Genomic DNA, 11,260 nt, shown 5'->3' with positions numbered 1-11,260 from the left:
AATTTAACAAGGGGATGATTTTAAATGCTGATGAAGCTGGCAAAAGTTTAATCTCCCCCTGAATATTTAGTCGAGTTGATGGCGATAAACCTAATATGGGTTTAACTCATTATAAGGGGAAGGAGCCGACACAAAAAGAAGCTATAACAGCTAAAAATTATCTTTCAGAGCAAGAATTAGATATCTTAAATCGTTTAGTAAACTCTTACCTTGAGTTCGCTGAATTACAAGCGCGTCAAGGTAGGTTGATGAAAATGGAAGATTGGGCAAACAAGCTTGATGAATTTCTTAAATTGAGTGATTTTAATACCTTAACTCATTCTGGTAAAATCACGGCAGAGGAAGCCAAAGAAAAGGCAAAAATGGAATACGATAAATTTAGACGCATTATTGATACTAAAGCTACACAAGTTGATCGAGATTTAAGTGATGCAATTAAAAAAATAGGAATAAAACCTAATTAAAATCAGCAAAACTTAATAAAGCGTTATTAATTGTGTTATATAAGCAAGTATATTGTTAATGCCATTTATAATACGCTTGTTTTGTTAGCTAAAAAGGTGCTAGTAACAATTAAATCAACTCGCACTTGCAATCGACATGCAAAATTTAGGAAGCAATTGAGACACTTAGGGACTTCATAAAGAGCGAGAAGTAATCTGCACATGTTGTTTTTAGGGCTATCATATTAAATAATAGATGATAGCCATTTTTATTTAACCGCTACACATTAAAGCGTAATTCTCAATTCAAGTGATTGTATTATAATAATATATAATTTCTCATTTCAAATTATACTCACCTTTGTACTCACTTTGGTAATTACTGGGGAAGCTGTTATGAATGGGTTAAATTTAATTATAATACAGATAGATAAAATTGAATCTTTGAAGTGGGAGTATTATAACTTGTCGTTAACAACACATTCATAGTTACTTATTTAGGCGTTATTTTTTGGTATTACAATTTGACGAAAAGCTTATGTTTTTTTATACAAAATAAAATCTAAACCTAATTTTATTCTTGAGAAAGCCTTGAAAACCTTTATTACTAATTGCCGGTCAAAAAATACAAATATTGATTAAAAAACTGATATACTCACTTTATCGAGTTATGGCTATATTGAAGTTATAAATAACATAAGTGTATTTATGCTTCAAACTTAAGAAAGGATAAAGCAATGCAAAACAAGTATTATGATGATATCGAACAATTCTTAGATGAAGAAGATAGGATAGAGCTACTTAGTGCTAGAAAAGAACTTCAAAAAAAAATGCAAGAAGAATGGGTGGTTGCTGCAGATGAAGAAGGAAATATTCTTCAAATAAATCCTGATGGAACGTATGTAGTCATCAGAGATAAAGAAGGTAATATAGTTAATTACTTACCTGATAATTAAGGGGGGCTAATGCAGACTAGGCCTATTGCTGTATTTTTAGCTGGAACGAATGGAGCAGGTAAATCTTCACTAAGAGGGAATAATTCAGAATTATTAGTCATTGATCCTGATGCTATGCAAAAAAAATTAATTTTGATAGTCCTAGAGATGTTGATGTAAAAGCAGGTAAAATGGCAATTGAACTATTTAATGAGTGCTTGCGCTCAAAAATCTCTTTTTCTATGGAAACCACCTTGAGCGGAAAAAGTGCCATCAATAGAATCAAAGAGGCGAAGGAAGCTGGTTTTTTTGTCTCAGTAAAATTTATAGGATTAATCAATCCTGATATGAATGTAGAGCGCGTTAGGGAGCGTGTGAAAAAAGGTGGTCATCATATTGAAGAGATCACTATAAGAAAACGCTATCACAAGAGCCTAAGGAATATTGATGAAATTTTGCATTTAATAGATAAACTTGCGATATATGATAATTCTATAAAATATCATAGTCATAGACTTTACACGCTAGTTAAAAATAATCAAGTTTACAAAAGAATAAATCCTCCACTATGGGTGGAAAAAATAAATAAAAAAATAGACACATCAATATTATTGACGAATGCAAATGAGTAAGTAAATTTAATTTTCCGAAGTGTTGCGTTGATAGATTAGATAGCAAGTTAATTTCGGAACCACTCTATAATGCCGATTATTCAGTAATTTAACTTTTTGGTGCCCAGTAAAATGAACACCATATTTTGTCATAATCCATTCACTACAAAAACGCTACACATTAAAGCGAAATTCTCAGCTTAAGCTGTTGTATTATAATCATTTTTTATTTATAATTTCAAATTATACTCACTTTTGTACTCTCTTAGGTAATTGCTAGGCAAACTGCCGGTTATAGTATTTATTTAAATTTTGTTAGCATATAGATATACCATTAATTGTATAAATACATTTGCTTCGCGTGAATTTTTGATGAGAAATTGACAATAGATATTTAATGATATACAATGTATCAACAATCATTAGCAAGAAGGGGGCTAATTATGATAACCGTAACATTAAAAAAATGGGGTAATAGCCCATCTATCAGGATACCTGCTCACGTAATGGTAGCAGCTTCTTTAAACATTGAAGATAAATTTGAATTGAAAATTAATAATTCGGGCCAAATTATTTTAGTTCCTCTGAAATCTAAGCAGTTTTCCTTAGAATCTCTTTTATCGGGTATTACACAGGAAAATATTCATGAAAAAATAAATTTAGGCTCACCTGTCGGTAAGGAATTAATTTAGATGGTGTCACGCTACGTACCCGATTCAGGAGATTTAATTTGGCTTGATTTTGACCCAGTAGAAGGGCATGAGCAAGGCGGTCATCGGCCTGCAGTGGTACTAAGTCCATTTTCTTACAACAACTTAGTTGGGCTTTTACTTTGTGTTCCTTGTACAACTAAGGTTAAGGGATATCCATTTGAAGTCGATTTATCGAATGAAGGTGTTGCGCTTGCTGATCAAGTGACTTGCATCGATTGGCGCGCACGTAAAGTTAAGAAAAAAGGCGTTGTTTCAGTGGAAGCTCTCGCAGAGATAAAAGAAAAAGCTAAAGCATTAATTGGAAACTCAAATTAATCTATGAAGGATCAATTAGCAAATCACCCCTGAATGAGCTGGGTTGTGCATGGTGATTAGTGATAATCCTCATAGTTAACAATTTCAGCATCTCGTCTGTTGAATTTGAACATAATGGGCCAATTACCGTTTACTGTGACAGACCAAGTGCTTTTTCGGGAACCACTTAGTTCATGCAAACTAAATTATTCGTAGTGATACCTGCATGATGCTATCAATATAGCGCTATTACTTATTTCATAAATAATTCTATGTTCTTCATTAATTCTTCTTGACCAAAATCCGGCAAGATTGTGCTTTAAAGGTTCAGGTTTTCTAGTACCTTCGAAAGGTGTTCTTTTTATTTCTTTTATAAGATCGTTGATTTTTTTTGTAAGTCTTTTATCAATTTTTTGCCAATAGATATAATCTTCCCATGCTTGATCTGAAAATGTTATATTCATTCTTCAATAAGATCTCTATTTTTTCCTTTACCTGCTCTTAATTCTTCTATTGATTTCATTAGTTTTTTTGCATTTGCAGGGTTAGACATCAAATAAGATGTTTCTTGTAATGCATTGTATTCTTCTAATGACATTAGAACACACGAGCTTCCTCTTTGGCGTGTAATTAAAATGGGTGCTTTATCCTCAACAGCCCTGATCATTGTTGCTGATAAATGTTGTCTTGCTTCGCTATAACTTATAGTAATCATATATAAACTCCTCTTTAATATTGTACATTTGTACAATGTTGTTGAGTTTGTTACAAGCTTTTATAATAAAAAAATGGGAAATATTCAACTCATATTGTAATGAATTATATGGGTATAATGATTTCAGACACTCATTAAGAGGTTGTAGAATGAGTATCCTAAATCAGTTGCCCATCTCAGTGATAGGGTGTGGGTGAAACTCCTTTGCTCTACTCGATATAGTAGAATTAGAGTGGGGCACGGTGTTGAAAACGTAGTGCTACAGGAATTAATATAATAAGTGCAACACAAGGTGTCAATTTGGAAGGTCGGTTAGTTACTGATAAACTAGTCCCAAACTTCCGATCAAAGACGAGTGAGGCAATAATGAAATATAAGCAACTAACCGAAGGTTTAAGATACCAGATTTCTCTGTTAATTGGAAAAGATTATTCACTATCAGACATCGCTAAAGAGAGTGGTGTTCATAAATCAACAATATCCAGAGAGATAAAACGTAATCAACTTGAAAATCGATACCGCACTGTATCTGCACATAAAAAATGATTGTAGTGCAAAAAGAAAGATTGATTCAACAACTGTGATTTGGGTGGAAGTCTCTATCGTTTAAATCAGAGGGAATGGGCCAAGTGATCCCTAATTGTCCTGCTCGATTAACATAATAGGAGACTGTAGATGCTGAAATTGACAAGCTTTGTGCAATTTTTCTATGTGGAAGTTTAGCTTCAAATTTGAGCCGTAATATTTCTTTTAGTTTTCTCATTGAAATAGATAGGTACCGTAGACATAATGACCTCGCTTATACAGATTATGGTATCAGCGAGGAGTGTTGATTAAATCTACAAGTTAAGGAAGCCATTTTCCTTTAAAGACGGAGCCAAATCACAACTCCTAAAATCAGCTTAAGGTGATCGACATGAATGATATTGAGTGATCGAAGCTAGGTGAGAATTAGTGATCGAAGTGGATGAGAATACGCAGCCGTTAGCAAGAGCTTGGGTAATATCTCCACCGAGTGCTCCTTGTAATGCGCCCGTAATTGCTTGAGTGGTGGGATTTTTACCCTCTGCTAAGAGTTCTTTCTTCGCTAGTTCAAGTGCAGTAGGGTCATTTTTGGCTTTTTCTGCTCGTATTTGTCCCTCAGTGCGAACAATATGACTGAGTTGATTGCCAATATCAGAGATTAGTTTCTCTTCGTCTAACCGTTCTTGCTCTTTGTCTTTATCAAAGATTTTATCTAGCGAGTGATGTGCGTTATCCACATCACGGTTCAGCGTGCCAATATCTTGTGTTTGATTGGTTTCATCGTTGATGGTGATATCAATGTTATTACCAATCGTGGCTTGGGTTGTGCTATCAGATTCACCACTGTTGTTGCTATTAGACACTCCAGGAATACTCAAGCCTCCCATTCCGATGTTGCCCCCAACGCTATTGCTTGAGACATCAAACTGCGCTTTATTTTCGATGCCTTCAAAGCTGAGGGTCCCGGTACTCAAGGTGTTATTCCCACCTTCGCTGGCTATAATTCCCCCTTTGAGGTGGGTGTTGTTTTCAACATCAATATCAACGCCTTTATTACCCGCAAACAACCCAGATTGCTCTTGTACACCGGCATAATCACTATCCATCTTGGTACGGTCACCATTAATGCTACCACTGATGCTGATACTGGTGCCGACAGATACACCAACATTAGCCCCTAGATTGGTTTGTTTACTCTCATAGCTCTCTGTATCTTGCAGGCTCTCAATACGTAAATCACGCCCAACGTCAACCGTTATCCCTTCACCGATAACTTGTCCGCCTTGGATAAGGGTATCTCGTTTACTTGTGATAGAGACATCATTGCCTTTACCCCGATTGATTGAAGTATGAAGACCGATGGTGCCCGATAAATCAATACTGCCACCGAGACTCTAACCACGACTCTCATTTTGCCATTGAGTTTTGAGGTAGTTTATTTAGCAAGTAATAATACATCACGATGTGCATCCTCTTTCAGATGGACAGGACCAATCACTCATAACTAAACTTAAATTTGTCTTCCCTGTTATCTTCATCGTATGCAAAATCAAATTTGACTTTATTATTAACAACATCTACCTCTACCCATAAATACCTCCAGCCTGGCATACCATTAGTTAGATTGTTCTCTAAAAAATAGTTTTTTAGTTCAACGGCTAAATCATGCATATTTCCAAATGAGTCATCAACTAGAAAACTGATTTCATTGCCATCTGTATCAAATCCAAAAGCTTCTGTCTTAGAGTGTTTACTATCAGCTGAAAGTCTCAAAAGCATACAGATTTTAATACACTCAGCAGTTGAGGATTGAAACAGAACACTTGCTATTTCATTATATAACTGAGAATCGTTTTTGATTGTATTATCACTCATTTTTGAACACCTCTTTATAAAGTTTACCATTAATCCAATAATTGACCTTAAACTCATTCGCCCTAGCACCATTACCCGAATAAATAGGTTGGATATCGACTTTAACATTTTTTCCCTCTTTTAATGCTTTTGCCCATATATTTTCCATTGCCTTCCAATCTCCACGGTTAAGGTTTAATGCCATTGGCGTAAGATTTAAAGCTTCCCCTGGACCATTAAATATTGACGCAATAAGATGCCCTCCTCCATCACCCACTTCACCACATTTTCCAATTTTACATTGTTGATAGGTATTGCGATCATTTGTTAACAAAGTAAGATCTGCTTCAACGCTATTAACTCGCCCTAGTTCATCTGTTCTATATATTTTATTTTCATCAATATTATAAACCGTATTTGGTTTAGGTTTATTTAAATCTTTATTCCAATTCCCTGTGCTCCCAGAATCTAAATTTTTAATCTCTACTTTAACATCATTTATTAGTTTATTGGCGCCTGCATAGTCACCATTTTTTGCAAGCACTTTGGCTTCTTTTAAGGTTTTTCCTGCAGCGTCTCCTAGACCAGGTATTAAAGCCACTGCTGCAATCAAAAGATCAATTGAGTCTTCAGCTTCATAGAAACCTTTTGCATCACCAATTACTGGAATGAAATCAGCTACAGTTCTCGCAACGCTTTCATAACCAGCCTTTTTTATCAAGCTATTTTGTGGGCTGCGCTCAATTATAGACTCTATTTCAGCATTATCTCTTAATAGTAGTTTAACAATAATATCGTTATATTCTGATTCGGTGAGTTTTTTACCTTTAGCTTCTGCATTAACTTCCGCAATTAACTTTTTTATTATGACATCAAAGGCTTCTGGATCGTATGCACTTGCAAGTATTACGCGTTGTTCAATAGCATAACTTTGCATTACACTCATTTCACAATATCTATTACCATTACAATTTTTAAATCTTTCTGCATATTCAAGATTAAAAACCTCTAGCACTTTATTTAAATCACTCTGATTTTTTAGAAATAATTCCATATTTTCTATCGCTACTTGTGTGCGACAATCATTTGTCTCGCATTCATCGTAACGTTTATCATCAATCGCTTTTTCTTTTGGCGTTAAAAAATTATTATCAACCGCATTCTTACCAATAATAGCTCCTTGTGCGGCATCACTAGAGCTGTCACCTGTTAATCCTCCTGCAACGGCTGCCGCGATTTGAGAAAGTGCAGAAATGTTTTGACGCTCATCTTCGGTTAAATCAGCAAAAGATTTATCACCGTAGAGTTCATTCTTGATAAGATTGGCTGCTGCTTCTGCACTGAGGGCTCCTAACCCTCCAGCAAGAGCGCTGTTGTCGTTAGCTTGGCTGAGTAGTGCGCCTAAAATGGCGTGAGCGGCGAGGTTGGCTTCAGTGTTAACACTACCGTCAGGATTGGTGGTCGCCTTCTTAATGGCTTCTGCAAGGTAAGGTGCTGAGCCATTGGCAAGGGCTTGGGTAATATCTCCACCTAGTGCTCCTTTTAATGGGCCAGTTAATGCTTGAGTCACTTGTTGGTATTTACCCCCAGTTCCCCAATCACGCATGGCATTGTTTTGTGCTCTTTGCTCTATGTCTTGTGTGGTGGGATTCTTACCCTCTGCTAAGAGCTCTTTCTTCGCTAATTCAAGTGCAGCAGGGTCGTTTTTGGCTTTATCTGCCCGTATTTGTCCCTCAGTGCGAACAATATTACTGAGCTGATTGCCAATATCGGAGATTAGTTTCTCTTCGTCTAACCGCTCTTGCTCTTTGTCTTTATCAAAGATTTTATCTAGCGATTGATGTGCGTTATCCGTATCACGATTCAGCGTGTCAATATTATGCCACCACTGACGCTGGTACTGGTGCCGACAGAGACACCAACATTATCTCCTAAATTGGTTTGTTTAGTTTGGTAGTTATCGATATCTTACAGATGTAATCTGCTCAGATATGGTTAAAAGACAAATTTATTTTAGTACCATCTTGAATATTTTGTATTTGCGCAGCGATATTTCCATTAGTTTTCATTAAATTAACTGAATCAGCTAAGAAAAGGTTATTCATATCGTATTGTCCTCCGAGCACAAAAGGTATTTTAGGAGATAATCTTTTACCATTTGGTAGTTTTCCATGTATTACTTGCCAACTATTAGCGAATGAGTAGCCTGTTAAAAAATTGAAATCAGTTAACAACAACTTACAAAAAGAATCAAAATCTTTCGCTAAAAATTCAAATTGGCCAGTTTCTATGTTAAATAAATGTATATTATTATTAAGTAAACTAAATTGATTTCCAAAAATATCTTGTGCAAAAAATAAAGCTCCTTGCGTTAACCCATTATAGTCATTTATCCATAAATCATTCCTATTCCAATCAACTAAACCCAAAGTATTATCTATAGATTCTAGTGAATATAGATGAAAGGCTCCTTCAAAAGTATAAAATCCATTCGATCTATTTAATATAGAGTGGAGTTCATCAACACGCTCAGAAGTCCCCAGTTCAAATAGTTCATGCATCATTACTTTACGCGATGATAAAGAAGAGCTAGATATTTCCAAAAGTTTATTTATATATGTAGTCATGTTATTTTTTGTCCTTCTTAGTTTGTATAATAACCTGAGTTCCATCAGGGAATTTTCTGCACTGGGCTCCAATACATGCTCCGGCCCCACGGTTATCTGATGGATTTATAAGTTTTATTGAAGAGCCGGCTCCTCCTTCCTCAAACATTGCAGGAGGATACTCATCTCTATCAAATCCAGTTTGAGGTTTTGTATCTTTTAGTGCGGCTTTTCTACGTTCCGCCGCACCTAATCGATCAATGGTTAATATTGAAGGATATCCTGTTTGTTGAGACTCTTCAATGTGCTTAGCTGATTCTGGGTACTTATTTTTATCAATTGTTATTATTTGCGGCTGTAAATTTGTTGCATCAGAATTTTTAATATCTACTTTTTTACTATGTTGTTTTGGTGTTAAACTACCACCAACTTTAACATTCCCAAAGACCTGACCTAATCGAGATAAACTTACTCCTCCCGATACCCCATGAACCATAAATTGAACCGCAATCGTTCTACCAGCCATGGCGCCAGCTTGTTTTTCGTTGAATCCTAAGTCTTCATAGCCACGCTTGTATGAGTCGTAGACCAGACGTAAAAAATCGGCCTCTTTGCTTGTTGCATCAAGAAGAGATTGGATTTCTTTGTAACCTACTTGGTGTTCTGGAGGGTGATGATAAGTTAAATTCTTATAGGTTGCTAAATCATTATACGCTTTTTTACGTTCAACTTCGCATGTTTTGCTATTAACATCTTGGCAAGCAATAAGAAGGGCTTCAGTGCTTGACCCATCCTTTATCCGAAGTTCAAATAAACGAAGTTGATCTTTTTCACTGAGTATTCCTTCTTGCTCGCGAAATTCAAGCATCGTTTTTTCTTGTTTTTCATCAGTATTTAAATAATTATTTTCGATTGCATTCTTACCAATAATAGCTCCTTGCGTGGCATCACTAGCGCTGTCACCAGTTAATCCTCCTGCAACGGCTGCCGCGATTTGGGAAAGAGCTGAAATATTTTGACGCTCATCTTCGGTTAAATCAGCAAACGATTTATCACCGTAGAGTTCATTCTTGATAAGATTGGCTGCTGCTTCTGCACTGAGGGCACCTAATCCTCCTGCGAGGGCATTGTTGTCGTTGGCTGCACTGAGTAACGCACCTAAAATCGCATGAGCAGCTAAATTAGCCCCAGTGTTGACACTGCCGTCTGGATTGGTGGTCGCCTTCTTAATGGCTTCTGCAAGGTAAGGTGCTGAGCCATTGGCAAGGGCTTGGGTAATATCTCCACCGAGTGCTCCTTTTAATGCGCCAGTTAATGCTTGAGTCACTTGTTGGTATTTACCTCCAGTGCCCCAATCACGCATGACGTTGTTTTGTGCTCTTTGCTCTATGTCTTGAGTGGTGGGATTTTTACCCTCTGCTAAGAGCTCTTTCTTCGCTAATTCAAGTGCAGTAGGGTCGTTTTTGGCTTTTTCTGCCCGTATTTGCCCCTCAGTTCGAACAATATTACTGAGCTGATTACCGATGTCAGAGATTAGTTTCTGTTCGTCTAACCGCTCTTGCTCTTTGTCTTTATCAAAGATTTTATCTAGCGATTGATGTGCGTTATCCGTATCACGATTCAGCGTGTCAATATCTTGTGTTTGATTTGTCACATCCTTAAGGGTGATATCAATGTTATTGCCAATCGTGGCTTGGGTTGTGCTGTCAGATTCACCACTGTTATTGCTATTAGACACACCAGGAATACTCAAACCTCCCATCCCGAGGTTGCCCCCCACGCTATTGCTTGAGACATCAAACTGCGCTTTATTTTCGATATCTTCAAAGCTAAGAGTGCCGGTAGTCAAGGTGTTATTCTCACCTTCGCTCGTTATGACTCCCCCTTTGAGGTGAGTATTATTCCCAACTTCAACATCAACGCCTTTTGTTCCAGCAAATATCCCTGCTTGTTCTTGAACGCTTGCATAGTCACTGTCCATTTTGGTTTTGCTGGCACTGACGCCCCCTCCGAAGCTACCTGCACCTACACTGACATTGGCACTCACATCAGTTTGTTTGCTGTGATAACTATCGCTGTCTTGCAGACTCTCAATCCGTAAATCATTACCGACTGTTAAATCAACGCCTTCTCCTTTAACTTGACTGCCTATGATTTGGGTATCACGTCCACTATTGAGAGTGATGAGGTTACCCGCATTCAGCTCGGTGCCGATGTTAGTCACACTATTGCCATTTTCACTGCCTTTGCCTTTATTGAAACCCGCATTCACGCCCCAACTACCGTTGTAGGTCACGCCTAAACTGACTCCTTTGCTCTCATTTTTACCCTCTAGTTTTGAGGTATCCTGTGCTGCTTGTAATAAAATATCGCGTTTGGCCTCTAGGATCAGGTTATTGGCTGCCTCTAGGGTACTGCCTTGTACCAAGATGTCTTGTTCAGTTGCGATTAGGTTTATGTCTCCTCCTGCGGTTAAGCTACTACCGCCATGGCTAACTTGATTGCGGAACTTGTCAAGATAGTTGTTAGTTATTTATAATTTTCACATACTAAGCTACACCGTT

Annotated in this window: 16 protein-coding genes and 1 pseudogene; 7 read left to right on the top strand and 10 right to left on the bottom strand. The window is 37.0% G+C overall.

The features are described 5' to 3' along the window. Positions 1–62 precede the first annotated feature (62 nt). From rhuM to mazF, 6 genes are all read left to right on the top strand, one after another. Positions 63–464, top strand: a complete 402-nt coding sequence (rhuM, locus tag ACFFIT_RS13185) for a RhuM family protein (protein WP_385878391.1) — start codon at positions 63–65, stop codon at positions 462–464. 716 nt (positions 465–1,180) lie between these two features. Beyond that, on the top strand, positions 1,181–1,399 hold the full coding sequence (locus ACFFIT_RS13180; protein WP_385878387.1) for a hypothetical protein: 219 nt from the start codon (positions 1,181–1,183) through the stop codon (positions 1,397–1,399). Between the two features lie 9 nt (positions 1,400–1,408). Then, positions 1,409–1,558, top strand: a complete 150-nt coding sequence (locus tag ACFFIT_RS13175; protein WP_385878385.1) for a hypothetical protein — start codon at positions 1,409–1,411, stop codon at positions 1,556–1,558. A gap of 11 nt (positions 1,559–1,569) precedes the next feature. Further along, complete coding sequence (locus tag ACFFIT_RS13170) at positions 1,570–2,010, top strand: ATPase (RefSeq protein WP_385878383.1); 441 nt, start codon at positions 1,570–1,572, stop codon at positions 2,008–2,010. A 422-nt stretch (positions 2,011–2,432) separates the two neighbouring features. After that, positions 2,433–2,681: an AbrB/MazE/SpoVT family DNA-binding domain-containing protein gene (locus ACFFIT_RS13165; protein ID WP_385878381.1), complete on the top strand. Its 249-nt coding sequence runs from the start codon at positions 2,433–2,435 to the stop codon at positions 2,679–2,681. After that, positions 2,682–3,017 (top strand): endoribonuclease MazF, encoded by a 336-nt coding sequence (mazF, locus tag ACFFIT_RS13160; RefSeq protein ID WP_385878379.1) that lies wholly within the window; start codon positions 2,682–2,684, stop codon positions 3,015–3,017. It abuts the gene before it with no gap. Between the two features lie 56 nt (positions 3,018–3,073). On the opposite strand, the gene ACFFIT_RS13155 is transcribed toward mazF, so the two are convergent. The 3 genes from ACFFIT_RS13155 to yefM are packed head-to-tail and all read right to left on the bottom strand — an operon-like array spanning position 3,074 to position 3,711. Continuing rightward, positions 3,074–3,196 carry a type II toxin-antitoxin system RelE/ParE family toxin gene (locus ACFFIT_RS13155; RefSeq protein WP_385878378.1) on the bottom strand — a complete coding sequence of 41 codons (123 nt, stop codon included), beginning with the start codon at positions 3,194–3,196 and terminating at the stop codon, positions 3,074–3,076. A 6-nt stretch (positions 3,197–3,202) separates the two neighbouring features. Next, positions 3,203–3,460 (bottom strand): Txe/YoeB family addiction module toxin, encoded by a 258-nt coding sequence (locus tag ACFFIT_RS13150; RefSeq protein WP_385878376.1) that lies wholly within the window; start codon positions 3,458–3,460, stop codon positions 3,203–3,205. Then, positions 3,457–3,711 (bottom strand): YoeB-YefM toxin-antitoxin system antitoxin YefM, encoded by a 255-nt coding sequence (gene yefM, locus ACFFIT_RS13145; RefSeq protein WP_385878374.1) that lies wholly within the window; start codon positions 3,709–3,711, stop codon positions 3,457–3,459. Before yefM ends, ACFFIT_RS13150 begins: the two co-directional genes overlap by 4 nt. 366 nt (positions 3,712–4,077) lie before the next feature. Between yefM and ACFFIT_RS13140 the strand changes: the two genes are divergently transcribed. Beyond that, positions 4,078–4,257 carry a helix-turn-helix domain-containing protein gene (locus tag ACFFIT_RS13140; protein WP_385878372.1) on the top strand — a complete coding sequence of 60 codons (180 nt, stop codon included), beginning with the start codon at positions 4,078–4,080 and terminating at the stop codon, positions 4,255–4,257. A 25-nt stretch (positions 4,258–4,282) separates the two neighbouring features. On the opposite strand, the gene ACFFIT_RS13135 is transcribed toward ACFFIT_RS13140, so the two are convergent. The 7 genes and pseudogenes from ACFFIT_RS13135 to ACFFIT_RS13105 all read right to left on the bottom strand — a co-directional run bounded on the left by ACFFIT_RS13135 (position 4,283) and on the right by ACFFIT_RS13105 (position 11,229). Further along, entirely contained in the window at positions 4,283–4,474 is a 192-nt protein-coding gene (locus ACFFIT_RS13135; protein ID WP_385878370.1) for a sigma-70 RNA polymerase sigma factor region 4 domain-containing protein, read from the bottom strand. A gap of 139 nt (positions 4,475–4,613) precedes the next feature. After that, on the bottom strand, positions 4,614–5,342 hold the full coding sequence (locus tag ACFFIT_RS13130; protein WP_385878368.1) for a hypothetical protein: 729 nt from the start codon (positions 5,340–5,342) through the stop codon (positions 4,614–4,616). Positions 5,343–5,429: 87 nt separating this feature from the next. Next, positions 5,430–5,579, bottom strand: a pseudogene (locus ACFFIT_RS13125) (hemagglutinin repeat-containing protein); the annotation flags it as partial. 151 nt (positions 5,580–5,730) lie between these two features. Next, positions 5,731–6,111 (bottom strand): hypothetical protein, encoded by a 381-nt coding sequence (locus tag ACFFIT_RS13120; RefSeq protein WP_385878366.1) that lies wholly within the window; start codon positions 6,109–6,111, stop codon positions 5,731–5,733. Beyond that, a complete protein-coding gene (locus ACFFIT_RS13115; protein ID WP_385878364.1) occupies positions 6,104–7,696 on the bottom strand; it encodes a DNA/RNA non-specific endonuclease in 1,593 nt (530 codons plus the stop codon). Before ACFFIT_RS13115 ends, ACFFIT_RS13120 begins: the two co-directional genes overlap by 8 nt. 379 nt (positions 7,697–8,075) lie before the next feature. Then, positions 8,076–8,717, bottom strand: coding sequence for an SMI1/KNR4 family protein (locus ACFFIT_RS13110; RefSeq protein WP_385878362.1), 642 nt, complete (start codon positions 8,715–8,717; stop codon positions 8,076–8,078). 1 nt (position 8,718) lies between these two features. Next, the gene (locus tag ACFFIT_RS13105; protein ID WP_385878389.1) at positions 8,719–11,229 is read right to left on the bottom strand and encodes a hemagglutinin repeat-containing protein; all 2,511 of its coding nucleotides are present in this window, start codon (positions 11,227–11,229) and stop codon (positions 8,719–8,721) included. Positions 11,230–11,260 lie beyond the last annotated feature (31 nt).

This window comes from Thorsellia kenyensis (genome assembly GCF_042432445.1).
GTDB classification, from domain to species: domain Bacteria; phylum Pseudomonadota; class Gammaproteobacteria; order Enterobacterales; family Thorselliaceae; genus Thorsellia; species Thorsellia kenyensis.
The sequence above is the reverse complement of the archived record's forward strand: the minus strand, read 5'-3'. Positions and strand labels throughout refer to the sequence as shown.